Annotated in this window: 28 protein-coding genes and 1 pseudogene; 16 read left to right on the top strand and 13 right to left on the bottom strand. The window is 50.8% G+C overall.

The features are described 5' to 3' along the window. Positions 1-1,326: 1,326 nt before the first annotated feature. Positions 1,327-2,664 (bottom strand): Rieske 2Fe-2S domain-containing protein, encoded by a 1,338-nt coding sequence (locus SIB64_RS13485; protein WP_413440708.1) that lies wholly within the window; start codon positions 2,662-2,664, stop codon positions 1,327-1,329. Between the two features lie 386 nt (positions 2,665-3,050). Here SIB64_RS13485 and SIB64_RS13480 point away from each other — a divergent pair, with 386 nt between their 5' ends. The 3 genes and pseudogenes from SIB64_RS13480 to stpA all read left to right on the top strand — a co-directional run bounded on the left by SIB64_RS13480 (position 3,051) and on the right by stpA (position 4,866). After that, a complete protein-coding gene (locus SIB64_RS13480; protein ID WP_413440707.1) occupies positions 3,051-3,233 on the top strand; it encodes a pentapeptide repeat-containing protein in 183 nt (60 codons plus the stop codon). Continuing rightward, positions 3,234-3,509, top strand: a pseudogene (locus SIB64_RS13475) (pentapeptide repeat-containing protein). 136 nt (positions 3,510-3,645) lie between these two features. Beyond that, positions 3,646-4,866 (top strand): glucosylglycerol 3-phosphatase, encoded by a 1,221-nt coding sequence (gene stpA / locus SIB64_RS13470; RefSeq protein WP_413443027.1) that lies wholly within the window; start codon positions 3,646-3,648, stop codon positions 4,864-4,866. A 25-nt stretch (positions 4,867-4,891) separates the two neighbouring features. Here stpA and SIB64_RS13465 read toward each other — a convergent pair whose 3' ends face one another. Continuing rightward, the gene (locus tag SIB64_RS13465) at positions 4,892-5,911 is read right to left on the bottom strand and encodes a hypothetical protein (protein ID WP_413440705.1); all 1,020 of its coding nucleotides are present in this window, start codon (positions 5,909-5,911) and stop codon (positions 4,892-4,894) included. A gap of 1,235 nt (positions 5,912-7,146) precedes the next feature. On the opposite strand from SIB64_RS13465, the gene SIB64_RS13460 reads away from it, so the two are divergent. Both SIB64_RS13460 and arsS read left to right on the top strand, forming a co-directional pair. Continuing rightward, positions 7,147-7,308 carry a hypothetical protein gene (locus SIB64_RS13460; RefSeq protein ID WP_413440703.1) on the top strand — a complete coding sequence of 54 codons (162 nt, stop codon included), beginning with the start codon at positions 7,147-7,149 and terminating at the stop codon, positions 7,306-7,308. Next, a complete protein-coding gene (gene arsS / locus SIB64_RS13455; protein WP_413440701.1) occupies positions 7,299-8,246 on the top strand; it encodes an arsenosugar biosynthesis radical SAM (seleno)protein ArsS in 948 nt (315 codons plus the stop codon). Before SIB64_RS13460 ends, arsS begins: the two co-directional genes overlap by 10 nt. Here the strand turns inward: arsS and SIB64_RS13450 are convergent. After that, complete coding sequence (locus SIB64_RS13450; protein ID WP_413440700.1) at positions 8,237-8,524, bottom strand: cell division protein SepF; 288 nt, start codon at positions 8,522-8,524, stop codon at positions 8,237-8,239. The two genes, arsS and SIB64_RS13450, sit on opposite strands and share 10 nt — an antisense overlap. Here SIB64_RS13450 and SIB64_RS13445 point away from each other — a divergent pair. Continuing rightward, positions 8,515-8,781 (top strand): DUF3721 domain-containing protein, encoded by a 267-nt coding sequence (locus SIB64_RS13445; RefSeq protein ID WP_413440699.1) that lies wholly within the window; start codon positions 8,515-8,517, stop codon positions 8,779-8,781. The two genes, SIB64_RS13450 and SIB64_RS13445, sit on opposite strands and share 10 nt — an antisense overlap. Positions 8,782-8,784: 3 nt before the next feature. After that, positions 8,785-9,180 carry a hypothetical protein gene (locus SIB64_RS13440; protein ID WP_413440698.1) on the top strand — a complete coding sequence of 132 codons (396 nt, stop codon included), beginning with the start codon at positions 8,785-8,787 and terminating at the stop codon, positions 9,178-9,180. Positions 9,181-9,238: 58 nt separating this feature from the next. On the opposite strand, the gene SIB64_RS13435 is transcribed toward SIB64_RS13440, so the two are convergent. Beyond that, positions 9,239-9,691: a Fur family transcriptional regulator gene (locus SIB64_RS13435; RefSeq protein WP_413440697.1), complete on the bottom strand. Its 453-nt coding sequence runs from the start codon at positions 9,689-9,691 to the stop codon at positions 9,239-9,241. 61 nt (positions 9,692-9,752) lie between these two features. On the opposite strand from SIB64_RS13435, the gene SIB64_RS13430 reads away from it, so the two are divergent. The 3 genes from SIB64_RS13430 to SIB64_RS13420 all read left to right on the top strand — a co-directional run bounded on the left by SIB64_RS13430 (position 9,753) and on the right by SIB64_RS13420 (position 11,528). After that, the gene (locus tag SIB64_RS13430; RefSeq protein WP_413440696.1) at positions 9,753-10,478 is read left to right on the top strand and encodes a LuxR C-terminal-related transcriptional regulator; all 726 of its coding nucleotides are present in this window, start codon (positions 9,753-9,755) and stop codon (positions 10,476-10,478) included. 77 nt (positions 10,479-10,555) lie between these two features. Beyond that, the gene (locus tag SIB64_RS13425) at positions 10,556-10,789 is read left to right on the top strand and encodes a TIGR02450 family Trp-rich protein (protein WP_413440695.1); all 234 of its coding nucleotides are present in this window, start codon (positions 10,556-10,558) and stop codon (positions 10,787-10,789) included. Further along, entirely contained in the window at positions 10,764-11,528 is a 765-nt protein-coding gene (locus SIB64_RS13420; RefSeq protein ID WP_413440694.1) for a metallophosphoesterase, read from the top strand. The genes SIB64_RS13425 and SIB64_RS13420 overlap by 26 nt, the downstream gene beginning before the upstream one ends. 1,168 nt (positions 11,529-12,696) lie before the next feature. On the opposite strand, the gene SIB64_RS13415 is transcribed toward SIB64_RS13420, so the two are convergent. The 4 genes from SIB64_RS13415 to SIB64_RS13400 all read right to left on the bottom strand — a co-directional run bounded on the left by SIB64_RS13415 (position 12,697) and on the right by SIB64_RS13400 (position 17,268). Next, entirely contained in the window at positions 12,697-14,865 is a 2,169-nt protein-coding gene (locus SIB64_RS13415) for a hypothetical protein (RefSeq protein WP_413440693.1), read from the bottom strand. A gap of 157 nt (positions 14,866-15,022) precedes the next feature. Beyond that, positions 15,023-15,157: a hypothetical protein gene (locus SIB64_RS13410; RefSeq protein ID WP_413440692.1), complete on the bottom strand. Its 135-nt coding sequence runs from the start codon at positions 15,155-15,157 to the stop codon at positions 15,023-15,025. 718 nt (positions 15,158-15,875) lie between these two features. Next, positions 15,876-16,130, bottom strand: coding sequence for a hypothetical protein (locus SIB64_RS13405; RefSeq protein ID WP_413440691.1), 255 nt, complete (start codon positions 16,128-16,130; stop codon positions 15,876-15,878). Between the two features lie 412 nt (positions 16,131-16,542). After that, a complete protein-coding gene (locus SIB64_RS13400; RefSeq protein WP_413440690.1) occupies positions 16,543-17,268 on the bottom strand; it encodes a putative 2OG-Fe(II) oxygenase in 726 nt (241 codons plus the stop codon). Positions 17,269-17,321: 53 nt separating this feature from the next. Between SIB64_RS13400 and SIB64_RS13395 the strand changes: the two genes are divergently transcribed. From SIB64_RS13395 to SIB64_RS13380, 4 genes are all read left to right on the top strand, one after another. Further along, on the top strand, positions 17,322-17,906 hold the full coding sequence (locus SIB64_RS13395; protein ID WP_413440689.1) for a hypothetical protein: 585 nt from the start codon (positions 17,322-17,324) through the stop codon (positions 17,904-17,906). A 999-nt stretch (positions 17,907-18,905) separates the two neighbouring features. After that, on the top strand, positions 18,906-19,889 hold the full coding sequence (locus SIB64_RS13390; protein ID WP_413440688.1) for a hypothetical protein: 984 nt from the start codon (positions 18,906-18,908) through the stop codon (positions 19,887-19,889). A 296-nt stretch (positions 19,890-20,185) separates the two neighbouring features. Beyond that, complete coding sequence (locus SIB64_RS13385; RefSeq protein WP_413440687.1) at positions 20,186-20,620, top strand: hypothetical protein; 435 nt, start codon at positions 20,186-20,188, stop codon at positions 20,618-20,620. A gap of 64 nt (positions 20,621-20,684) precedes the next feature. After that, a complete protein-coding gene (locus SIB64_RS13380) occupies positions 20,685-21,026 on the top strand; it encodes a hypothetical protein (RefSeq protein WP_413440686.1) in 342 nt (113 codons plus the stop codon). Here SIB64_RS13380 and SIB64_RS13375 read toward each other — a convergent pair whose 3' ends face one another. Then, positions 21,027-21,590, bottom strand: a complete 564-nt coding sequence (locus SIB64_RS13375; protein WP_413440685.1) for a pyridoxamine 5'-phosphate oxidase family protein — start codon at positions 21,588-21,590, stop codon at positions 21,027-21,029. Between the two features lie 38 nt (positions 21,591-21,628). Between SIB64_RS13375 and SIB64_RS13370 the strand changes: the two genes are divergently transcribed. Continuing rightward, positions 21,629-21,892, top strand: a complete 264-nt coding sequence (locus SIB64_RS13370; RefSeq protein ID WP_413440684.1) for a hypothetical protein — start codon at positions 21,629-21,631, stop codon at positions 21,890-21,892. Between the two features lie 17 nt (positions 21,893-21,909). Here the strand turns inward: SIB64_RS13370 and SIB64_RS13365 are convergent, their stop codons facing one another. From SIB64_RS13365 to SIB64_RS13355, 3 genes are all read right to left on the bottom strand, one after another. Then, complete coding sequence (locus SIB64_RS13365) at positions 21,910-22,824, bottom strand: histone deacetylase (protein WP_413440683.1); 915 nt, start codon at positions 22,822-22,824, stop codon at positions 21,910-21,912. 734 nt (positions 22,825-23,558) lie between these two features. Next, entirely contained in the window at positions 23,559-24,080 is a 522-nt protein-coding gene (locus SIB64_RS13360) for a pentapeptide repeat-containing protein (RefSeq protein ID WP_413440682.1), read from the bottom strand. Positions 24,081-24,181: 101 nt separating this feature from the next. Then, positions 24,182-24,376: a LuxR C-terminal-related transcriptional regulator gene (locus SIB64_RS13355; protein WP_413443026.1), complete on the bottom strand. Its 195-nt coding sequence runs from the start codon at positions 24,374-24,376 to the stop codon at positions 24,182-24,184. A 251-nt stretch (positions 24,377-24,627) separates the two neighbouring features. Here SIB64_RS13355 and SIB64_RS13350 point away from each other — a divergent pair, with 251 nt between their 5' ends. Next, positions 24,628-24,795, top strand: a complete 168-nt coding sequence (locus SIB64_RS13350; RefSeq protein WP_413440681.1) for a hypothetical protein — start codon at positions 24,628-24,630, stop codon at positions 24,793-24,795. A gap of 474 nt (positions 24,796-25,269) precedes the next feature. Here SIB64_RS13350 and SIB64_RS13345 read toward each other — a convergent pair whose 3' ends face one another. Further along, positions 25,270-25,524: a hypothetical protein gene (locus SIB64_RS13345; protein WP_413440680.1), complete on the bottom strand. Its 255-nt coding sequence runs from the start codon at positions 25,522-25,524 to the stop codon at positions 25,270-25,272. Positions 25,525-25,556 lie beyond the last annotated feature (32 nt).

Raw genomic sequence — 25,556 nt, 5'->3', positions numbered from 1 at the left:
GGTTGCAAGGCTATAGATTATTTTGATCTTGGAGAATCGGCATTCGAACGGATTGATCTAATGATGGATCATGTTTACGCGAGCTAAAAAAGTAGAAGGCTGAAGTCAAGACGAAATAGATTTCAGCGTGGCTCACATCAAAGCAAGCAAACGCGCTATAAACTATGTAGCTAAAGAAAGCTGAAAGCAAGATAACCCTCACAAGTGTCTTGTTTCTAGCAAATAAAATGTCAACTTAATATGCTGCCTGAATGAAAAGCGGCACTAGCGGTAAGGATGTAGTTGACCTAGGAATATATTTCCAAAATAGTAAAGATAGCCGAACCATATCAACACAATAAACCGAAAGGACTGGCGATGGTTTGCTCTCTGCCAAAAGATCGCTTTCCCCTCCCGTATCTCTGACATTTCTATGGTGAATCAAATAAATTCTCGCGCGATTTCCATGCGCTGACACATCCTACGCAAGTGTTCGCAGCGTTTCTTGAGATGTTGCTCTGGCAGAAGACGCCGTTGCCTTAGGCAACAGACACAAATCAAGGCGCAGCCGCCGTGATTTCGAGCAGATGTTGTCGTCTGCTCGGGTTAAAAGCCACCAAATCGAAGGCAGAGTTCCAAGGTGCCTAGACCAAAAAGAAAGGTTCCACCTAGGAGAGCCAGCTCTTTGCGATTCTGAGCCATCGGAAGTAGGGCAGAGCCCACGAGCAACGCTCCAAAGAATCTAAAGGGAATCAGTAATTCCAACATTTAGAACGTTTACGTAAATCGATTTTCGCACGCACCTGTTTACGGTCTTTCATGAAAAATCAGTAACAAAGGGATTTTTTGGTATCAGTGAATACAATGCTTAATAAAGCTTAACTCCAGGCGCGTCGGTTAAGTCTTGGGTTGAGGCGGCTTAGGCCCGCCTCCAGCCCTCGCGCCTCAGTTTCATCTGCTGTCCATTGGGAAGGCGTCCTCGCTTGAGAAAGCGGTAGTTCGCTGTAAAGCACTGGTTGGTCAGCAGGTGATCCGAACGGCTAACCGTTCGGATGCATATCTGTTCGACGGGAGCAGCGCTCTATCTGACAGCTTTCAAGTCTTAGGCGAGCTTTCATGCATTTGCGGATCGGCGAACAAATAAGTGCGTGAGATTGAGAAAGTATTCCAACTTGAGGGTATCTAAATTTGTAAAAAAGTGATATTGCAGTTTTCAAGGATGGCTGCATTCAAGTCTGTGCAAAACCATTTTTAATTGTGGAGGCAATGGTATTTAAGCGTCTCCAGCATGCGCAATGACAGGCTTCACATTGGTCATGCAGCCTTTCGATTTCTAAGGAGAGTCGGTCAAGGGGCAACGGCGTCCCGTTTCAAGGCGGTTGATCGCACAATTTGATTGCGCGGCGCCTGCCCATTGCCGGTCGTGAGTCCCTGTTGCCATCGTGCGGTTTGGATCAGTGCTAGCCCGGTGAGTGCGGCAAGGCCAAGGCCAGTCCAGCTCAGGGAGTCGGAGCCGACCATTGCTGCCGATCCCCAGAGGCCTCCCCACAGCCAGGGTCTGATCTGACGAATGCGTTCGAGTGCCTGAGAACAGCTGCGGCAGTTCTGGGTGTGGCTCCGGTAGCGATCCATGAGCACTTCTGTTGCTTGTCTGGCCGGCAGAGGTCGTCCCGCGAAGGGTTCGCCTCCGTTCTGGTTAAGCCAGCGATGCAGGGCGCTCACGTAGCGGTCGGAGCTGGTGGGAAGAAAAAAGGCGCGTTCTGCGGCGGCGCTTCCACCGGAGGCCTCCAGAACCCGTTCCTGCCAGTGCAGGAAGATCTGGTCGTCTTCCAACACCTTGTGGTTGCCAATGTGCTGCAGCCATCGGGGTCTGAGGCCGATCAGAAGTCGTGGTGCGGCTGATTCGAACTGGAAGGGAAACCGGGCGAACAGTCGACATTCGCCTCGGCGGATCGGCACGGCGTAGACAACAGTCAGAATCCTGGCGAAGCCCTTGGCGGTGAGGTCGTGCCACATCAGCTGCGGGGCACGGAAGGTTGTGGACTGGGAGCCGAGTTTGCCGCGACGCGGGCCCTCCTCCCAAAAGGCTTCGAAGCCTTCAGCGCTCTCTCGGATGATTGATGCCTCCACCGGTGAGGCGTTTTCCCGTTTGCCCACCGTCTTGTGATGGGTAAAGGGCACGTGGCTCACATCGAGCACGTTTTCCAGCAGTGTCACCGCATCCATCGGCAGATCGCGGAAGGTGTCTTGGATGGTCCAGCTCTTCGGGTTCTCGTCGAGGACGGGAACCAGCGGCAGCTGCGCTGGGTCAGCGGCATCGGGGGCTCCCATCCATACGAACAAGAGGCCTTGCCCTAAAGCCGTCGGCAAACTGGCGCACCGGGAACGTCGACTGTTCGGACGGGTGTTCTGGTTGGCCTGGGGGATCGAGTGACATTGTCCCTCTCCGTCAAAACTCCAACCGTGGTAAGGGCATTCCAGGAGTCCCTCGGCATTGATGCGGCCCTCGCTGAGAGGCACCAGTCGGTGCGGGCACACATCGGGGAACACGCGCCAACAACCCCCTGCAACATCCCACCAGATCACCAGATCTCTCTCCAGCAAGGTGAAGCGGCTTGGCTTCGCTTGGTCCAGGTCCTGCAGGTAGGCCACAGGCCACCACTGCTCGGTCCAGGTGGGATGCATCAGGTGACCGCAAAGAACCCATGATCGCGAGGTTTGTCATTTGCTGCGGACCATCCCGCTGCCCGTTGCGCTCCTTTCGCGTTCAGCTCATGGGCGGGTGGTCACGTTGTTTTGGAATTGGATTAATTTCAGGCCTGGTCTTGGTCGTTGTGAGGGGAGATTTGTCGCCATGGATTGCTGACTGAATGGCTCAGATGTTGCGTTCTCAAGGCCGATTTCAAGCTGATTTTTTTCATGAAAAAGTGATGAGGCTCAATTCGCGCATTTTGGAAGGAATTCGATCTGGTTCCGTCTTTTGGTGATGATCACGCGCGTTGTGAGCTTAAGTGTTAACAAGCGATCCTGTAAAAGAATTGTTCAATATTTTGGAACGATTCACTCAATTGATGACTCCAGTCATGTTGGGACTGGTTCCCCTCATGGCGATCGCTGGGACATCTGAACTGCCGATCAGTTGCCCAGGCTGCAACCTTCGTGGCCTTGATTTCAACGCTGCCGTGATGGGTGAGAAGCGATTCATTGATTCCAATTTCGCCAATGCCGACCGACGTGGAGCCAATCTCAGCTAATTGTTTTTTACAAGTCACTCCAATTTTCGAGGCGCAGATTTACGTGGAGCCAATCTCAATCACGTCTGATTCACCGATGCTGATCTTCGGGGGGCTGATCTCCGCGGAACGAACGTTGAGGCCATTCACACGCTTAAGGGCGCGGATCTGCGGGGAGCCTTAGTGGATGAGAGTTTCTACATCGTTGTTTTGAACGATCAGCCCTACGGCATTTGCCTGGGAAACACCACCCTGCCGAATGGCGACAGAGCTGTCGCGAGTTGTGAATTTCGCTGAGGTCGAGGCCGGCTTCAGCCTTCCCACATCTTGAAGCGGCTGTCTTTGACATCACGACCTCAAGATCAGCCCATTTCGCGCAACACTGCTCGCGGCGAACCGTCTCGGACGCCTCTGCTTGTCTGACCCATTCTTCGTGGCCCGCTTCACACCTGAACAGCTCCTGAACGATCTTGTTGATGTCCCAGAGTTGTTGATCGTTCAGGACCTGGACGGGGTCTGCATGCAGCTGGTCAAGGATCCGTTGACCCGCCAGATCGATCGGAGCTATGTGGAGGCTGTTGCACTGTTGGCAGAGTGCTTTGTTGTGCTCACCAATGGCGAACACGAAGGGCGCCGGGGTGTGAACCGCCTGGTGGAGCAGGCGCTCGGTGATGTCAGTCGCCCTGCACGCGATGGCCTCTATCTTCCAGGCCTGGCTGCAGGTGGTGTTCAGCTACAGGATCGCTATGGCCAGCTCAGCCATCCTGGGGTCACCTCCAACGAGATGGCATACCTGGCCAAGGCACCAGAGAGGATGGAGGATTTGTTCCTGCAGCGTTTGCCCGAGTTCCTTCCCGAGTGTGAGGAGCAACAGCTGCGGGAGGTTGCCCATGCGGCTGTGCTCGATACCCAGGTGTCGCCAACGATCAACCTGAACGGAGTGTTCTCGCTGGTTCCAGATGACGTCGATCGTCAGCGGGCTTTGCAGGACATGCTTCAGCAGGTGATGGACCAGCTGCTCAGCGAAGCGGCAGTTGAAGGGCTCGATCAATCCTTTTTTCTGCACGTGGCTCCGAATCTCGGGCGTGATGCTGATGGCCATGAACGACTCAAACCTGCGGAGCCAGGCGATGTCGGTTCAACCGACATCCAGTTCATGCTCACGGGCTCTTTGAAGGAAGCAGGGCTGCTGGTTTTGTTGAATCGCCGCATCGCAGCCCGGTGGGGCAAGGCGCCTCTGGGTGACGATTTCCATGTCAGAAATGCTCCACGCAACCACGCGGATCTTCTGGATCTGGTGAAGACGACGATTCCCGCAGAGCAGATTCCGATGCTTGTTGGTGTCGGAGACACGGTGACGTCAACCGCCGCTTCGGATGGCTCAGGCTGGCTGAGGGGCGGCAGTGACCGTGGTTTTCTCAGATTGCTTCAAGAGATAGGGGCTTGGTCGGGTCAGGGAAGTCGGGTGGTTCTGGTGGATTCCAGCCATGGGGAAGTGGATCGGCCGAACCTTGCGGATGGTCGCTATGCCGGTGTGACCGATCCCGACGATCCCCTCAAGCTCGATGTGGTGATGCCGGAGGGACCCAGGGCCTATGTCAGCTGGTTCAAGGAGTTGGCCCGACGACGCCCCCTCGCCCAGGGGCCTGTTTGATCGGTGACAGGGGGCGTCCTGGCGTTCAGCTGTTGTTGACGCCGGATCGGCTGCTCTGGGAGGACAACGGATCGTTCGCCTCATCCCCCATCGGTTCATCTGCCGGAGCGTCAAGGAGATCCTCAGGTTGCTGCGCTGTCCATTCCGCTGAAGGGGTGATTTTCAGCAGAAATGGCATCTGGGTGATGGAAGGCTTGCCCCCGCTGACCCAGACAGCCTGCTCTTCACTCCAATGGCGCTTGCCGGGGATGATTAGCCGGGATTTGGAAGCGTGATCCGGCAGATAGGAGGCCAGGAACCCTTTTTGATCCACAAATTGTTTGAGGTCAGGGAAGTAGACCCCATCAGCTGTCTCCACAAGTTCAAGTTTTCCGTCGCGACGCAGGCCGTAAATGATCCGCACATCAGCGAGATTCATCTCGCCGTAAACCCCCTCATAGGAGCTGGGCGGCGCCTTGATCGTGTTCGTGAAGGCGTGCAGACCGCCGATGAACAGTTCCAGCTCCTCCTCCAGCTCGGGAGTAAGCGGGCCATAGCCGAATTCCAGGTTTCCGTCTTTGCTGATTCCGACCCAGGCCCGCTGCCGGGCAGCCGTGAGATTGCCAGCGCGCCAGGTGCCGTTCGCCATCATCAGATCACCGTGCAGCACCATGCCCAAATCTCCATTCCCGAAGCCGCGAGCGAAGGTGGGGCCAGAGGTGAATAGGAGTGCTTTCGCATCCTGGTTGGCTTCCATCTCTCGATTCCAGCCCCCAAAGAATTCGATGGAGACCCAACGGGGATCAACGATGGCGCTGTGGTAACCGATCGTTGTGGTGGTGCCGTCGTCCCTGATCAGCTCAAGCGTTTGATCGGGTTGGAACTGAACCAACTCCTCTTTTGATGGTGGCGGTGGTGGCGGCTCCGGCTCCGGTTCCGGGAGCAGCTCCGTCAGCGCGATGGGTGAGGCTCCATTTCGCTCAGCATCGGCGTGAATCCACCAGGCCGTCGCTCCCCCCAGGCATCCACAGGCCAGACACGCGCACACCAGGCGAGAAAAGCGCAAGGCGAAGAAGGTGATGCCAAAAAGACCGAATCAGTCTGAAGGATGAAGAGATTGAACGCAATCGTGCGTGTGGATGGTCTTCTCTTGTAAGAAATGGATGAAGCGAACAAAGCAAAAGAGGGAAGAATCGTGTCTCGCGATCCATGTCCGTAAAGATCACACTGTTCACCGGCAATTTGTATCGATCACCACCTTTTTGGTGATGGGCTGATGGGTAAGACGAGACTCTCAGGCCGAGGCCTCGAGCATTCACGCATGTTTGCGGTGAAGATCAGAATAGTGAATGCTTTTCGGGAAGTCATGGGGAAATTTATGTAAGTATCAAAGACAATGAAAGCAGGAATTGTTTGAGACTTCTTGTGGTTGATCGCGTTTATGAATGTCTACATTTTGATGCATTTTTTTCGGGGCTCTGCTTTTGCATTAATGAGCGCAAAGATGCACAAGAAGGCCGCCGCCATGCTGTCTTCAATGTCTGTATTGGGCAAAACTGAGATGTCAATGGACTTCGGTGTATTTAGGCTGAGCTTCTATCGTTTTCTGCAATCCATTGTTTCTTGCATTTTTGCTTGGCTTCACTCGTCAACGTATCACCGCTTCAGGCTTGCATGCAGCAATTTGTCTGCATTCTGTGGAGTGGGTTCCTGCGCTGAAAGAAGCTCTGCCCCAATGCTGTGAGGATCTGGGAGACTAGTTGTACAGATGGGGAAGCTTGCTTTTTCTGCAGTACATGATGTAGTTGTCAATTAATCTGATGCGCTGTTGTTCTGAGATGCATGGGCTGACGTCGGTCAAGCCCAGGAGACTCTGTTCGTTGCTGTATTCAAGCCATATCTTCCGATCATTTTGTTTCTCTGGAACGCAATAGTTAGAACCCGCACAGCCTGTAAAGCCAAGCGGACAGCGGGCAGTGACTTCAGGCGCGAAGGAGACGACCGCTGCGATAGAGCTGGCAAAAGCGGTTGAGGGGTGCTTCATTTCTATTTTCATTCAAAAAGTGATTTTATCGTTGCTCTGTTGTATTATATTCGGATATTCAGCCATTATTGAGTCGTCGGTAATGTCTTGATTCGTCTTTTGGAAGCAAACTTCGGATGTGAGTCGAAACGTGTGACTCGATCGAATTGTTCTTGTTTGTTTCTCCGCTTTGAGCGCAAACGTTTGTTGGTTGTGCTGATGCAGGAGCCTCGCATTTTGGAGCCAGACTCACCCCTCCTGGGCATCGCGGCGAAGCGATGCACCCACTCCTGAATGGCGCGACACTCCCAGGCGGGTCTGAGCTGTTGACCGGCTATCGGGCCGGAGTGATGATTGAGTTCAAGCTGCGGATTCAGATCTGGCCGTTTAAGTTCCAGACTCTGACCCGCAACGATCCAAACCCCTCTTCATGCCTTTGATGGCGGTTCAAGGTTTTCCCGCTTTGCAGAGGTCCAACCTCAGCACCCTGCAGGTCAACCTCGGGTATCGCTGCAACCAGAGCTGCTCCCATTGTCATGTGAATGCCGGCCCCTGGAGGACCGAAAGCATGGATCCGGCCACGCTTGAACTGATCCCTGTTGTGCTGCGCACACAGCAGATCCAGGTCTTGGATCTCACGGGCGGAGCTCCAGAACTTCATTCCGGTTTCCGACAGCTCGTTGATGCTGCATCCAATCTGGGGGTTGAAGTGATGGATCGCTGCAATCTCACCATCCTCACGGAACCGGGGCATGAAGATCTCGCTGAGTTTCTGGCCGAGAGAGGCGTCACCGTGATCGCCTCATTGCCGTGTTACAGCTCCGCCAACGTTGATCAACAGCGTGGGAATGGAGTTTTTGATCGAAGTTTGGAAGGTCTACGTCAACTGAATGCTCTCGGTTATGGAGCTGGGAACGACCGTTTGCAGTTGCACCTCGTCTACAACCCTCAGACCGCTGTTTTGCCTCCTCCTCAGGGGCCGCTTGAAGAGGATTACAAGCGGGAGCTCGCCCAACTGGGGGTGCGCTTCGATCGTTTGCTGACCTTGGCCAACATGCCGATCAAACGTTTCGCGCGCTCTCTTCAGCATCAGGGAAAGCTTGATGCCTACCAGACGCTGCTTGAACAGGCTCACAACCCTCAAAATCTTCGCGCTGTGATGTGTCGTGAGTTGATCAGTGTTGATTGGCGGGGCAATCTTTTTGATTGTGATTTCAATCAACAGCTTGATCTGCCGCTGATGGGCCCTGTTCGGCATCTCAGGGATCTTCTGGACAGCAACACACGCATCGAGGGTGCACCAATCCGCACGGCTCGGCATTGTTTCGGCTGCACGGCCGGTGCTGGGTCCAGTTGCGGCGGTGCGCTTCAGTCCTGATTGTCAGGTGGGGTTGGGGTGAGCCAGGCGAGCTGAACCGAGGCGGGGGCAAACAGGAACACGTTGTGACCGATGCGCTGTTGATGTCCGTCCAGGGCATGAACACCACCACAAACGAAATCTGCTGTGCGTTGTGCCAGATCGGGTTCCATGCGGCTGAGGTTGAGAACTACGGTGTGTTGCTCACGCACAGCTAGGACGGCTTCCAGTGCATCCTCGAACTGCTCCGGCGTGAAGACGAGCACGTCGTGCCAACCGTTGGGAGGTGATGGGCCCATACCGTCATGATGGAATCCCGTTAGCGCTTTTGTGGGACATGCGTGAACTGTCCGCTTTGACAGCGCTCTTGTTTGGTGTTTCTGGAGCGGCTGTTGCCGGTGAGCCGTCCTCGAAACCCAAGCAGGCGATGTTCAAAACCCAGGCAGAAGCAGAGGCTGCGGCGCCAGGGTTTGGATGCAGTGGTGCGCACCAGATGGGCGAGATGTGGATGGTGTGCGACCAACATGGCTTTGCAGATGGCTCAAGCAAGCACTGAGCCATGAGTCAGTCAGAAACGGGAGGGCACTGCGGTTCGAAGCCGAAGCGTCTGGCAATCGGGATTGCACCACTGGGTACCGTCTCGATCGGCATCGTTCCGATGGGTGTGATCTGCATCGGCATCGTTCCGATGGGTGTGATCTCCATTGGGGTGGTGGCCATGGGAGTGATCACTGGCTCGATCGTTGGAATGGGACTGTTCTCCGTCGGGGTGAACACCATGGGAGTGATTACCGCAGGGCCGATGAGCATGGGGCTGATTCAGCTTGAGGGCACTGATCGCCGCTATTTGGCCTACCCGACACGCGAAGAAGCCATTAAGCAAGCTGAAGCTTTGGGCTGTAAGGGTGCTCATCAGATGGGCAGCTACTGGATGCCCTGTGAGGAGCATCCCTGAGCTGCGCTCGGCTGTGGGTCACAAATCAAACAAAACATCTGAAATTAGGGACGTCCTGTTATTGGCAGTTGGGACAGATGGCTCTCACATTCAGCGTTGATTCGATCAATTTGAAGCCGAATCCCTGAGCAGCCTTCGCTCCAGCGGCAAGAACCGGTTCACTTTCAAATTCCTCTGTCCGGCCACAGCGGATGCAGACCACATGGTGATGCTCCCGGTGACCATCCCCACTCAGTTCAAAACGACGGCCGCCTTCACTCAGCTCCAGTTCCTGCAGAAAACCCATGTCGGCGAGCAGGCGCAGTGTGCGATACACCGTTGCCAGTGACACCTTCATCTCCAGCTGCACCAGTTGTTGGTGCACGTCCTCTGCACTGAGGTGATTGCCGGTCCCCAACCGTTCAAACAATTCCAGAACTCGCTTGCGTTGTGGGGTCAGGCGACGGCCGTCCTGGTGGAGCCCCTTCTGCAAGGTTCCGTTTTCGTTGACTGGGGGCGCAGGACTCGACACCAAGAACCGGTCAACTCTTCTCAACAGTAACCACTAATGAGAGTCACTACCATCCATTGGAGTGGAGTTGTGGCTTGTGGATCTCAACCTTCAACCCGGACAACGGAATGGCCGGATACAGGAGGTGGAAGGTTTGCTGGGGAGCTCGTCGATCGTCGCCTGTATGGGAGACAAGCTGACCCTTGGGAGTTTCAGCCTCGCTGTTCCAATCTGGAGTCGCCTGCTCAGCTCCGTCACCACTGCGGACGAGGGGCTGGAACGGGTTCGCCGTCTCAAACCGGATCTGGTGTTTCTTACCGAAGATCTTGAACAGGGTTACGGGATCGCCTTGGTGAAGGCGGTGAAAGCCCTAGACGCTGGGACGCGAACGCTGATCTTTCTGCGTCGTGAGAACGCTGCTGTGGTGAATGAGGCTCTAGAAGCCGGTGCAGATGGAGTGATGTTCATCTCCTCGATTGGCAGCAAGCGTGGGGATTTCTTTATGGCTTTGCAGTGCACCAGTGCCGGGGGTGTGTATTACCCGGAGTCGATCAGGGAGCTGGCGCGGAAGGCCAGCCCCGATGATGAACGTGCTTTTCGGTTGATTCAGGACCTCTCAGAGCGGGAACGCGATGTGTTGACCGCCCTGACGGAAGGCTTGTCCAATCGCGAAATTGCTGATCAGCTCATTGTTTCTGGAGAAACGGTGAAAAGCCATGTCAGTGCGGTGATCGGCAAACTTGGCGTTCGTGATCGCACGCAGGCTGCAGTGTTTGCGATTCGCCACGGCGGTTCCCTGATTCCCTAACGAGGTGACGACTTGATGCCCAACAAACTGCCGTTGCTCCCGGTGATGACCCAGCCGCCAAGCCGTCCCATCCCGCGATGACCAACCCTCTTCCCAGCGCATGGACCAGTCAGCAGCCGGTGGCGGGCTATCGCCACTTTGAGCTGGTGATGCAAGGTGGAAAAGGCGCTGCACGCTGGGTGGAATTGGCACCGGTCCTGGCGCCATCTCAGCGGGAACGGGTGCTTTGGACAGAACTTAAGGACCGCACACGTTGGATGAGTGGTTGGCAGCAGCTACCGAAAGATGATGAAGATCCTCCAACTGAGTGATCCTCATCTGGTGGCATCGGATGCAGGTTTGGTGCGGGGGTGTCCAGCGCTCAGGCATTGGAAGCGGGCGCTCGAGCAGGCAACCCTCCACCAGCCTGATTGTGTGTTGATCACGGGTGATCTCTGTCAAGACGAGAGCTGGGGTGGATACAGGCGTCTGGAGGTTGAATTGCGGCGACAGCTCAGCTGTCCTGTGGGGGTTCTGCCGGGAAATCACGACCATCCCTTCCTTCTCAATTGTGTTCTTGGACGTCACTGCACCACGGCACCCGGCGAGATGCTGATGGATGGGGTTCGGATCCTGTTGCTGAACAGCCACTGCAGTGGACGATCCGCTGGCCATTTGGGCAAGCGACAGCTCGATTGGCTCAGGGAGCGCTTGAACGACCCCAGTATCGGAGCGATGCCAATTGTGATCGCGTTGCATCACCCCCCATTGCTGATCGGACATCCACTGCTCGACACCATGAACTTGGTCGATAACGGGCCTTTTAGAGATCTTCTGATCAACTGTCGACCGTTGATCGGCATCCTTTTCGGACATGTGCACCAGCATTGGCAGGGGTTCTGGCCAGAACGCCCAGACGTTCAACTTTTGGGATGTCCTTCCACCTTGATTGGATTTGAACATGTTCAATCTTGTCCTGTAAATCGCGCCGGGGATCCTGGAGGACGTTTGATCCAGATTGATCGAAGCGGCGCCTTAACCCATGCGCTGTTGCGTTGGCCAGCAGACTGACTGAGGCCAACAGTTCGTCTGGAGCTGTAAAAAGTCTTTTTTCTTCGTGTTGACTCGGATTTCAAGTCAGGAGCATCACCTGCTGCCCTTAAAAAGGCTGATGCAATAGACAAAATGGATATTGAGTATGAAGAGAATTTCGCTTCAATATTTGCAGTGAGGCTCATTGAGCGTTCTGTTCCCTGTTGATTGCTGGTGAGGTTGTGGACGATGTTTTGGAGTAGATGTAAATAACAGGGTTCTTTTTGCCTGCCTTGGGGTGAAGAGATCATCAACGGTAGTGCTGCTTGTATGGATGGCCTTAGAGATGCTGCTCAGGTGCGTGAAGCAGCAGCAGGGCTATCAATATTGACGCATGCATTGAGTTAGAACTAATTAAAATATGAAATGCCAATCGCGAGTATTTCTACTGTGAAGCACATGCTGCTTTTTGCAGTAGCTGCAGGTGGCAATCAATACGAAGAAGCTGCCAAGAAAATGTGTAGTAAAAGCACGCATAATAAAAACTGCCAATATCTTGCAGGCCAAGTGCAAGTAAGCACGGTCTACGGTCTACGTAAAGAGGGTTAAGTATCTCGCAAAGATGCAGTGGAGCTGACGAAACTAGCACTTGAAGATGGAGGAAAGCAGAAAGGGTACGGCAAAGATTCACTCAAAGTGCATGGTATGCGATGGAAGATTGTAGTCTTGAGTTGAATTAAGTATTCATGCCCTGGGGGCAAAAGTTTGGCTCAAAGTTAAGCCTCCACGGCCTTAAATCTCAAAAGAGTATCAATTGGATCTAAGAATTGGTTGTTCAGCCTCGCTTGTTTTTCTGTCGCTGTCGTAAGTAGAGTCAACCTTTTTGTGTTTGCAGGACCTGCCTTGTCAATCCAATCGTCTTTACATTAAAATGTATATTGAACGCTGTGTGATCAAAATTTCCATTGCATGAGATGTTGCATCCCTATGTAGCAAGCCTTGGTTTGGTTTAATGAATGGCCTCATCCTTGAAGTCTTTATTGAGGTCAATTAATTGAGTTCCCATACAATAGAAGAAGGACCAAGGAAACGAAAAATTAGAAAATTTAGAGGTAAAATTTGACCTGTTATAGATTAATAATTCCATCCAAAATCATTAAATCAAGGCTAGAAAGAGTCGGTGTTTTGTTGCCCTGGAGATCATTGATTAATTCGCCAGGACGGTAATGCTGGCCGTGCCGCTGATGGGAGTGATGTAATTGGAAGTTTCGTATAGTGCAAAGTTGAATGCAGCAGAGCTGTTTATCATGCTTTGTTTGGTTGTTCTGAACTGTAGGGTTGCTTTTCCCTCATTGTTTAGGGCCATGGACCCGCTGGTTAGACCAGTATCTTCAAAATAGGCGATATTTGCATCCGCTGCTGGACCAGTACCTTTCCAATGAATGATATCACCAGGGTCGATATTTTTTGTTTTAACTTTCATTTTGAATCCCTTTCCTTGTTGAACTGTTTCAGCATTCGACTCCACTTCATAGGTTTGTTCTGGTGTTGTTGATGAGTCGACAATTGTAATCACGTCTGATGATCCTATTAAGTTGGTCCGCCCAGGTTCAGTGTAAATATTTAATTTAAAGAACTCTGTTCCCTCTGTTAGTAAATCTTTGGATGCTTCAAAATTCAATTGAAATTTTTGTGAGGAATCTTGCACGACGACTCCAGAGCGCGGACCTAAAAAATCGCTGTCTGTAATATTCACTCCGGTTGCGTCCCAATAAACCTTTTCCCCAGAAGGAACCCCTCTTACAAAAACCTTGAATTTCATAGACTTTCCTTCATGAATGGTGATTTTGTTGGGCTCGATTTCGGGTGGCGTGGCAATTAATGGGAATGATGTGGTTGCCACTATTGTCTTGCTATTTTTCCTGAAAAGGTTAATGGTTGCTTCGGTGTTAGTGCTAGTGTTATTGTCTGATTTGAAAATATGTTGAATCGACGAAAACCCGTTTTTGGAAATTTCAGTTGTGCCTTTCATTCCATCACTTCCTGCTGATTGATCAAGATCATTGCTACTAATGTCCGAACCAGTAAGTTCCCAATCGAGTATTTCGCCAGGTAGAGAATTAGAATCTACGCGAGTTGATACTGTTTCTCCGCGTTGAAAGGCACTTCGGCTTGGAGATAGTGTGTACCAGCTTCCCCCCAGTACTCCGCCACTCCACTGTTGTTGTTTGGTATTGGGCGCACTTGATTTTGTTGGACCTTGTTCAGAGGTTTGAACCGAAGTGTCAAGTACTGGTAGTGTTGTGGAAGCAACCTTGTTTTTAAACTTTTTATCACGATATAAAGAGATTGTTAGCTGTTCAATCCCTTCAGTTTTGTTGTCATTTCTTAGTAAGTGCGGTATGAAAGCAGCGCCATTGCTGTTGAAAATTACTTCGCCTGATGTTCTGGCGTATGTTAGGTCGAAATCATTTTGATCAATACCTTTACCGCTAACGTTGTAATACAAAACAGTTCCACCTTTGCTATTCGAATCAATTCTGGTACGGGTTGATGTGTTTTCTCGAATGTCGACGCGACTTGGGGAAAGAGTGAACCAGCTCCCATTCTTTTCTTTGCCGCTCCAAACAGGCTGTTTCCCAGAAGGTTTTTTTGTTTTTGTAGGGCCTTGCTCCTGTGTTTGAATTGATGTATCGAGAATTGGTATCTTTGCAGAAGATAATTTCTTTTTGTAAGAATTGTCTTTATAAATGGTGATAGTAACTTCTTCTTCCCCTTCTGTCTTGTGGTCAGCACGAACCATCATCGGGATATTTGCTGATCCGCTTGGGTCAATTTTTGCTTGGCCATACATGCGTGCATAAGACAGATTAAAATCATCTTGATCAATGCGTCTTCCACTTAGTTTGTAAAAGACTGTCTTCCCGGGTTCCCCGTTTTGAATTAGAAACTCTACTGAAACATTTTCTTTGACTTGTGTTCGTGTAGGTCTTAACAGCCAGGGTTTTGATGGGTCATTATTTGGATCAGAGTGTGTAGAAATGATTTCAATGGAACTCGACGCGACTGGAGTTGCAAAGATCGGGTCTAAGTAATAGCTAACGCTGAGCTCAGTATTTTGGTTTAATTCATTGTTGTTAGCTACTTCAAAAACATGCTTATATGATCCGTCCTTTTTAAGTGTTGCTTTACCCTGTAGCTTTCCTCCGACCACATCCTCTTGTGAAATGTCATTTCCTGACAAGCTCCAGAACACTTCATCGTCTGCATACGAGCTTGATGACTCGAGGAAGGATTTGAATGAACCTCCCTGTTTTACAGAGTCTTTGTTGAGTGTAAGCTGGAAATCATTAACAGGTTGCTTTTTATTCGACATTGGGATTTAGGTACGTTTAGTTCATTGATCTAGCTTCTATAGACTAGATCAAATTGGGCTAGGAGGGAGAAAACCTCTTGATTAGATTCGCTAGCGAAATTGTTTCTTCATACTGCTGGGGGTCTTGCCTGTTGTTCGATGCCAAAATCTGCTTACTTCAGTCAGCATCAGCATCAGCATCAGCATCAGCATCAGGCTTGATCAATTGAGCCATGAATCGAGCAGAGACAGGACAAGACGGGCACTGAAACATCCCCAGACTGCCCTTTCCCTCGGGAAGCAGTGAAACCACAGGGATGAGGATGCCCTAGATGCCGGGCTAAAACCGCTGTATCAAGCTTGTTAAGGCTGAGGCTTCCGAAGCTGCGGCTCTTGTTGCTGGATGTGCACCTCATGAAAAGCCCAAGCTCACGCATGTACAGAAAAAGCTGGAGCACCTAGAGGTATTGACAATGTTGGAGACCGTGATGTCGGCGTTGTGCTGTCGACAGTTTTGATTGTTCTTGATGACTAGACTTGTATTAACTAGTGCACATAGGCTGTTTTTATTGATTTATTTTTGCTTCTAAATGTTTATCAAATTGGCATAGAAAGTCTTGTAAGAGGGCTTAATTTTTTATCTTCTGGCTTGGCATCGATCTACGTTGATTCTTTTTGCGGCATAAGCTTTTGCCTTGAGTTTCCAAATTTTGCTTTATCCTGTCTTGGACGCTGCCTAAGCGGTTTTTGAACAGTGGTGTTGTGACAAGACCGAACCTCTCAAGCTGGCAGTATCTCCTCGGTATTGGCAAGAGCTTTTAGAGGGTCCTGTTTGGCTTCTTGAACGTATTTCCAACCTTCCATTCTTCATAGGGATTGATCGATGGTTTTTCCTAGATCTGCAGATCAATTGTGTTGGAACTAAAAGCCTGTTCTGCATGGCAGCTTGATTCGGCAAATGGTGCCATGTTCACAGCAGTAGACAAAACGTTTTACCAAGCCAGTATTCTTGCTGTGACTTTGTTTTCGTCTCAGTTTGCCTGGGATTGTCGGAATGCTTTGAGTTTGTCGATGTCTTTCTCTTGGTCGATGGCGTAATCGGTAAGGATCAGTGCTTTACCAATGGTGCCAAGGGCGTACTCCATTCGATCAAGATCACGACGCCCCTGCTCTGTTTTCCGTGCTGCGCGAATCACTTCCGGTACGAGTTTCTCTGCCAGATCTTCAATGGCGTCGGCCAGTTGCGTCGCTTGGCTCAAGGCGGTGGGCTCGTCCACGTGTCTCATCAACAAATCTCACTGCATTTTATTGCCTGTTCCGTCAGGTCAGCAATCGGTCAGATGGGTTCATCTGGGTGAACGCGAAGCCTGGAAGAGCATTGTAAAAATCAATATGGTTCTTGAATTCATCTCGCTTTTAAATTACTTGCTCTACCTAAGCCTGGAGCACGACTGATTTCCCCTGTTAGAAGCGAATGAGAGTGTAACGATTGACTGCACAATCGTGTGATGGCTTGGCTTGTTGAGCTTTGACGTAATGATCAGCTTGTAGGAGTAGCCGCGTTGCTTTAAAAGTTGTGTGTGAGGGCGGATTGATCAGATTTGACCGAAGTCGTTTCGTTGCGCTTGGCTGCCATGTTCAATTGTGAACGGGTGCTTTTATTCGCTCAGCGCGGTTCATTGTTGTCAGGCAATCGGATTAAAAACCCTTCGCGGATTGACGTTGCGAAGACAATGAAACGTTGGCAGGTTGTCGTGCGGGTCGACGACTACTGGTTTGATCGGCGCTGGAGGGAAGATTGGGCTGGCCTGGAACAGCCACCACGTTGAAGGCGATTGACCAGCGTTCCCCCTCCCCGCGGTAGGGCATCACGGAATGGGGCTGCCAAGCCGGAAAAACGAAGTACTCCCCTGGAACTGGCAGCATATATTCCGCCATCCCCATCCGAAATGACTGAAGATGCCACTCCTCTGGCCCATGAAAACAAAGCTGGCCATCGAAACTTGATGCCTTGATCTGAGGGGGAACTTTTAAAAAAATCACCCCAGAAAAACTGCCTCCGTGGGTATGCATCGGGTTGTAATCCCCAGCACGCTGACAGTTCAACCAAAGATCAATCATTTGAAGGTGATAGCGGCCTTCCACCCATGGCCCCCGTCCTTGAGGCGGCTGTCGATCAACGACGTGACGAATCCAGCGGTGGCAAGCCGGCAGCAGGTGTTCAGCGCAAAGGGTTTCCATGCCCGGTTGATCGCGTCTGAGTTCACGCTGTTCGCTCAGCTGGCCTGCCAGTTTGCGTGAGGCATCAGGATGATCTTTCGGTCGATTCAGCACACCGCCAGCCAGTTTGAGCAACGCTTCAAGGAGCGGGGTCGGAAGCGTTCCCTTAAGGATCGATCGGGGGAAGAGATCGAGAACGTCCATGAGCCTTCTGCACTGCAACTCATCGTGCCAGCACCAAAGTGGGTACGTCGTTCATGCCGATCGTCATGGTGCCCCGGGTGCTGTTTCTCATAGGCCTTCTGTTGAGCGGATGCGCATCACGCGGGGAACCCACAAAACGTGTTTCAGTGCAATCTGAACTGAAGCTTGTTCAGGTACGGGAGCGTCCGTCCCTGATCCCAGCCGCTTCAGAGGCAACGGGGCCAAAAGATGATGCGGGCTCCCTCGCCACATTGCGCTTGACAGCGCGGCGTACATCGGAGCTTGACCAAGGCGGGAACCGCTTATGGACAGTGGAACTTCATGGGGATGGAGAGGTGATCGTCAGTTGGGACGCAGTGAGCGGTCATGCCGCACGGCAGGAGGTTGATCGGTTCTGGACCCCAGGCAATGCATCCCCATTGCCTCCGGGTGTTTACAGCCTGGGTCAACCGGAACCCTGGGGCGAGGATCTCTGGTTTGATCTTCTTCCTCGGTTCTCGACCACCCGAAGCGCCCTAGGGATCCATCGCTGCTATCCCGGAACTGGTTGCCTTTGCATTCCAAACCGTGATGCCATTGAGGCACTTGCTGCATGGGTGAGGGAATCTGGATTGGCTCAACTCACGGTCCTGAATTGACTCAGTTCCGTTCCGTTCCGTTCCGTGGATCAAGAAGTTGTCCTGAAAACGGTCTCAAGCCCTTGCGTCTTCAGCGCTGTCCAATTGATATGTGACCCCTTGTTCTCTCACAGATGGAGCTTGGTTGGTCAGCCAATTGAACCTTGCTGATGGCTGAGGTTGATTGTCTGAATCGACGGAGAGCTGCTCTACGGGTTGCGGGATCTGTAAGGAGGCCAGTACTCGCACTGATTTGGCTTTGATTGATGAACTTGGCCCTGCTGGAGTGTTCGGACGGGAGTGCCACTGAATCTCACCCGATTTTCACAGGAGATCCAGCCGATTTTCACCGCAGCGGGATACCGATGTTCACCCAATAATCAGTGATCTTGAGAGTGTCGCTAGGAAAATTATGTCGACTTTATTGAAGACTGAACTCAACCAGCCCGCCCGAACTGAACGCCCGGTGTTACATGGAAATGAAAGGCCGAAATGTTTTCATGATGAATTGCGGTTTTATGGCGGACTTTTCACGATTCTTGTTTGGTTGGTTTTATGAGGCAATTGTCTTAACCCTCTTTGGGAATTGATTTAGGATTGGTGCTTTTATCTTTCATGCAGTCATGATGCTTTACGCTAAAGAAGCTGCTAGAGATCATTCTGTTCCAGAGTGGACCCGACTGATTCTCCTTCAACAGTACTGCCCGAGCACGATTTGTTTTTAGCGGGTTGTCCGAATTGATCTTGGGATGGGATTGCGGCAATTGTGGATGTTCCTGTGCTTTTGTTGTGGAAGACTTTGTGGGAAGGATGTGGGTTGTGCCAAAGATTCTCTCTCTTGGTAGCTTCAGGGGCGGTCTCCATTGTGCTGTGGTTGATCATTCCACTGCGTTCTTGCAAATCATCGTGACAGCAATGCACCCACCCGAGGTCTTCTGCAGCACCGACATGCGTTGTTTGAAGTACTAGATCATCGATGACCAAACCTTCTTTTTGATGATGGCCGATATGAACATCTGGATGGCGATCGGCTTTCTTCTGGCGGCGTACTCAGTCGTCGCCAATGATTCGTTGCAGACGCTGGGTACCTATCTCTCTTCGAACAGGCAACGCACTTCCAAGCTGGTGCAGATGGCGTTTGTCTGTGGCATCACGATCATTGTCCTCTTGTTGGGTTGGTTTCTGAATGGGGGCGATCCGGCTTGGGGGCGCCTTACTGTTCCTGGTCGGGAGTTTCCGCTTCCTGAGGATTTTTCATGGGTCTACGTTCTTCCCCCGATTGCTGTTCTTGTTCTCACCCAGTGGGGAGCACCTGTAAGCACCTCCTTCCTGGTTCTTTCGTCATTTAAACCTGGCAATATTGACAAACTTATAACAAGTTCTTTCTGCGGCTATTGCCTTGCTTTTGTCTTTGGTTTGGCTGCCTATGGGCTGGGAATGTGGCTCTTGGAGCGGAGGGTTTATCGCAGCACATTGGAGGACCATAATTTAAGCCGAGTCTGGTATTTGTTGCAGTGGTGCTCGACAGGTTTCCTCTGGAGCATGTGGTTGGTTCAGGATCTGGCAAATATCTTTGTGTTTCTTCCTCGCACAATGAATTTGTTTTCAATGTTGTTTTGTACATTGATTTTGTGTGTAGGTCTTTGTTTTCTTGTGGCGAATGGTGGTGGTCCGATTCAGTCAGTGCTTCGCTCGAAGACCAACACATCTGATCTCCGATCGGCGACGGTGATTGACTTTTTTTTTGGCCTTTGTTTGCTTTATAGAGCGTTTCTTTCGACATTTCCCCTCAGCACGACTTGGGTCTTCCTTGGTTTGCTTGGGGGGCGGGAAATTGCTCTTCGTATTAAGGAACAAGAATTTGAATATGTTTTTGCGAATCATGCAAGCGGCAGTCTTAGTAAGGTGCTCGGAAATGATCTTTTTAAAGCGTTCATTGGACTGGTCGTTAGCTTGCTCATTGCCATCGTGATTCAACCTCTTGCCAGCTTCATTGGGAGTTAAAGCTCAATTCTGAATCGAGTCCTCTTGGACTGCTTTCTTAGGAGCACACAACAGATGAATGTTGCGCAGATCACTCCGATGATGCAGGAACACCTTAGATATGGGCTAAGGAGAAAGAAATTGTTTGTCCGTTCCCTCCTTCATCCTGTCCCTCTCCCTTTCACCACTTAGCTATCTCATCCCCTCCCTCCCGAGACACCAGCGGTCGTTTTCGTTCAAACGGAGAGCCGAAAGCGCGGCCAGTTCAGGTTTGGCTCAAGCCGGATGTTATTCAGCGTCTGGATGCCTATTGCGCTTTGTACGGTATCGGTCGAGGTCGTGCGATCGGCCATCTTCTGAAGGGTGCGCTGCCTGATCCAAGTTGGTTGCCATCCACCGCCACCCTGATCAATGACAGCGATTCGTCGCCAGCTGAAGCTGTCGATTCATCGTCTCCAAAGGGCGTCGGCGGATCTCAAGGGGTGGATCAAGATTCTGAGCTACTCACTCTTCAGCAGCGTCCATGTCCACGGCCGCATTTCAAAAAGGGAGATCTTGTCACTAACAAACGTGGTGATCGCAGAGGTGTCATCGATGCTGCCCCTCCCTGCTGGGTTGCTCCAATGCGTCTCCCTTCGGGAGAGCTTCAGACTGGGTACTGGACTTATTCGGTGGCCTGGGAAGGGGAGATGGGCTTCACCATTTCCTATTCCGAGGATCTGTTGAGTCCTCAAGGGCCGGCTGCCCGTTGATGGTTCTGCGTGACGTGGTCGCTTTCGAGATTCATAGCTAAGTCGTAGATAGACGAGACTCGATATGGGACGCTCCGTTGCGATTGCCGTCTCTGCGGCGCTTTTAAGCCTGAACAGTGCGATGGTTCATGCATTGCCGCGACCTCAGTTGAATCAGCGTCAAACGATTCTTGAGGCCAATCGATATCTGATCGCTGATGGCTGGCGACCAGCTCCCCAACAGACTCCATCTCCACAGGAGCGAGCTATTGCAAGCGTTTCTCTGGCCAGTCTGAGTGCATGTTCGGGCAGTGGAGTGGGGTTTTGCCGTTACGACTACGTCCGAGAGCAGCAGACGCTTTCGGTCGTCACCGTTCCATCGGATCCAGGCAAACCATCGGTAGGACGTGTGGAACGTTGGTGGTAATTAGGGGTTGAGTCTTTCTTCAATCCAGATCTGATTGGATCGCGTCCAGAGCAAGCGCTGGTGAAAATCTCCTTTCAAATCCAATAACTCCACGCGAAGGGTGGCAAGGCGCAAAATTCTGAAATGGTCGGGCAAGGGGTGGTTGTCGTCGACGTTGATGGCCATGGAGTCATTCCCAATGAAGGGCGCTCCAGGTTGTGGCCAGGTCCAGACGGCACGGCCGCGGGGCGTCAGATTTCTCCAGGCCTGATCGCAAGCGACTGAATCACTTCTGGGGCAAAGGATTTCAATCACACCACGCAAGCGGAACTGTTGTTTTGCTTTTGGGAACAACCAGCAGATTTCGGCTTCAGGTTGATGATTCAGTTCGCTGAATTTATCGCTGCGGGCATCACTAAACAGTTCGACTTGCGTTTCGTCAATCCAACCTCTGAAGACCAGAGTTCGAACCCGTGGGCTCCCATTTTGGCTGACCGTCGCCAGTTGAACCCAGCGAGCCTGGGCAACGGCTCCTTCCCGTTTCTGGGCTGCTCGCAGGCGTTGTCTCCAGATGGGAATTGTCATGGCCGTTGAAAAATCTTGACTGTCACGATGGACATGTAATGGCTTCCTCAACCGCTATGGCAGCTGGACGAAATGAACGTGTGATTGCCGACCTGAGGGCATGCAGTGATCCTGCGGATCTTCTGGCGCTTGATGAGCGAATGGCCCTCAACCATCGTGATGAATCTCTGCATCGTGTGATCTGCGATGGATTAAGGGATCGCAGCATTGCACCGGTCGAAGCTGCATCATGGTTGACAGCACTCATGGACCATCGCAACCGACAGTTGACGGCATGTCTGAACATGGCTTGCCAGGTCTGAGTCGGGGTGAATCGTCATCAAATCGAGTAGAGACGAGCTTGTTCGCTCGCCGCCCGAAACACGATGGCGTGACGGCCAACAAGCGGTTCAAGCGCGTCGTAGCCTCCTCCGATCACCGTCGCGATCGGAATCATGCGTCGCAGACATGCATCAAGAACCAGCCGGTCGCGCATCAAGAGACCTTGATTAGTGAGGCCGAGGCGCCCTAATCGATCGTCTTGATGCGGGTCAACCCCTGCGTTGTAGAGCACCAACTGCGGCTTGAGCTGATCCAGCAAATTAGGAAGACGATCCGCGATGAACTCAAGATATGTAGCATCATTGGTGCCATCCTCAAGAGCGATATCAAGGTTGCTGGGAACTTTGCGCAGGGGGAAATTGCTGGCAGCATGAACGGACGCCGTGAAGACGCGGGGATCATTCCGGAAGCAGGCTGCAGTTCCATCCCCTTGATGAACATCTAGATCAAGAATCAGAATTCGATCAACAGCGCCTTCATCGAGAAGCACCTGAGCCGTTACAGCACAATCATTGAAAATGCAGAACCCACTACCAAAGGCAGGGTGGGCGTGATGGGTTCCTCCGGCAAGGTGAGCAGCGATCCCTCTCTCCAGTGCCAGTCGTGCTGTCATTAAGGTCCCGCCGACGGCGATCCAAGTGCGTTGCACAAGCGGTCGTGTCGCAGGCAGACCGATACGGCGCTGTTCGGCGCGACTGAGTTGGTCTGAGCTGAAAGCTTGGTGGTAGTGCCTTTGATGGATCCGTTCGAGGTCCTTTCTGGGAATGCTGATCGGGGTATGGATTTGGTCTTCGTTAATCCAATGCTTGTTGCGAAGCAGGGCATGCAACATGCTGAATTTCGCCATCGGAAACCGATGCGTTGATGGCAGTGGTGCCGAGTAAAGCGGGTGGTAGACAACGGGGAGCGGCACTAGGGATTCCGTTTTGCGCTGTTATGAGCTGAAGGCGAACCTGCAGGATTTCAAGGCTGCATGCAGCAGGCAGAGATCTAGGAGCATCGATGCAGCAGGCTGTCGCGGTCATGCCTCTAGGAAAGATTAAGAACCGCAGCCGGCGTTGTGCCGCCAATTGGCAACGCGATTCAAAGCGCAATCATTTCTCAGTGCGCTTATTTCTCGGCGTTATCACTCTTCTCGAGCAAATAAATCAGTGGTAGCGGAAGCCATAATCGCAGCTTCGCCGTTGGTTGTTCTCCGTAGGCGCTTCTCATCCAAGTTTGAATCAAATGGCGATCGATATCAATAATAGATCACTATTTTACCTGTTAGCCGAATTCTGATTGTTGTTGTTTTTAAGTTTGTTAATCCTCTCATGGGATGTTGTTTTAGATGGTTATCTGATCTTGTCAATCCAGCGATCAATTGCTTTCATTTGTGGGCTTCTGGGGTCTCGAAGTTGTAGACGATAGCGAGTAACCGGTACATTCATTCCATTGCCAGCACGGATGTTGAATTTGTAGATAGGTTCACCCTTCACTCGCTTAATATCGCTGAAGAATTGATCTTGGATGCTAGATATTGGAATACGGGATGCATTGCTGAAGTCATTGTTTGCGATGTAAAACACTCCTGTGCCATCCATGTATTGACCGACGTAAAAATCATTAATGCGTGAATTAGTCGTGAAGGTATCGTTGAAGGCGATTTTAAATTTGGATTGCTGATTTGAGGTCAGCTGGCATCTGGATGTGATGTAATTCATTTTCCTTAAAGGCGCTGACTCCTTTTGGCTGCTGACTCGCTTCCCATTCAGAAGAATGGTGTCTGATGAGAATGTGTCGTGGCGGAAAAAAATTTGGGTCTACCTTGGTACCTCTTAAGTCTGCCCCCTCAAGGCTAATTTTGATCGGTGTAACGCCACGCAGATTGGCATTTCTGAGATTTGCGTTGGTGAAAAACATACCGTTCATTCTGACTGCGCGTAGACCTGCTCCCTCCAGATTGGCATGTTTCGCACCAATGTACTGTTTTGAAGAAAGGTCAAAGCGCTTCAGATTGCAATTCCCACAATTGAAGGGATTTGCAATGGCGCTATTGCTTGTAGCTAAGACAATCAGAAGTGTGGTACCACAAATACTAATTTGTCTTCCCAGCTTATTTTTTTTGATTGAATGCCATGTTGGCTTAGCCCTTTGTAAAAGTGCGATACCTGTAGGTAGAATAACCATGTTGTCGCTTTCGAGGTTTAAAAAATTGACTTTTTCTTACCAATTCTTGTGTAGTTGATTCTATTTTTAAGTTGTCATTGAAAATTGATTACTTCAACTGTTCATACAACCAGCTTTCGCCTGATCCCTTCGGCGGCACATGCAGTTCGATTGCGAGTGTTTAGTTTTTGAATCACAGTGCACACATGGCCACGCGCAGTGCTTTCGGCAATATGGAGGTTCAGGCCGATTTCACGGTTAGACATGCCGTTACAGACAAGCTGCAGGACATCTTTTTCCCGAGGAGATAAATTCATCATGGTCATTGGTACTCAATTAGGAATCAACTTTGTTCTTTGATAATTATTATCGACCTGATTCAATTGAGCTTTGATCAGGATCACAGGCTTGTGTGATCTTCCTCACACGCTTAACCCCAAGGCCATGTCACCCACTTGGGTGAGAGTAAGGTCATCTGAAATGAAGCAAGACTGGCAAAAACCCCCCATTCGGGTGAGGATTTTTCAGCTTTGATCAGTGACTATTTGATTACTGCAAAGCGATTGCGATGGAAGAGCTTTCTAGAAATCAGCAGCAACAATTGAGGATGATGGCCTCTGAATTCCTGCTGATCTCGATGAGTCATTTGCATTTAAATCATGATTTCGATGTAATCTATCGGCGACTCATGCAAATTGATTTGGATGATTTACATGTTCTCCTCTCGCAAGATTGACGATCATGATTCAGTGTTGATTCTCCTCACAATGATGAGCTTTCATGCTCAATAGTTTTAGGATTATGATCATTTTATTGGCTCATTTATGGGGGGCAATCCTTGCCATGGGCTCATTTTTATCTATAGAAAAACGTTTATGATCGAATTATCTCATATTAATTGTCTATGTGACGAGATGAGTTGACCATCACGGCGCACTCTGCCGGGCTTGACTTGGTCTCGGATTTGACCGCTTCCGGTTCTTTTATTCATTAATGTGTTGTTTGTTGTCATATGATGAGATATTTAAGTATTGATGTTAACTTAGATTCTAAAGCTTTTTCTTGATGGATTCCCAGTCAATCCTTACAATTTTGACTCCGTTTCTCGTCTTTGGAGGTGTGTTCGTGATTCTTCTTATGGTCTGGGAAAAACGATTCCCCAGCGAGGATTAACTTCGTTTTTTGACGTTTCTGATCCTTTTCTTATTCATTAAGCGAGCTGTCGTTCCATTAGCCATTGATTGAAGCCACTGCTTTCGAGCTCTTGGATGCAGTCTTGGATTTTACGCAAGTGGCTTCTCTTGACACGTGTAATTCGTTCCTTTTCTTCTTCATTTACGGTTGCACCAATGCGCTTCCTATTGAGATATTCAATTTCATGATCAAGATTCTCCATTAATTCCAGCAATGAATAGCCATGGCGGATCTGTTGTTGATCAAGCGCGGAATCAAAGCTCCCCATCATGACCTCTTAAGGATCTCTTAATTGTCTCATGT

The sequence above is a fragment of the Synechococcus sp. MIT S1220 genome (assembly GCF_047303025.1).
Classification (GTDB): Bacteria; Cyanobacteriota; Cyanobacteriia; order PCC-6307; family Cyanobiaceae; genus Parasynechococcus.
The sequence above is the reverse complement of the archived record's forward strand: the minus strand, read 5'-3'. Positions and strand labels throughout refer to the sequence as shown.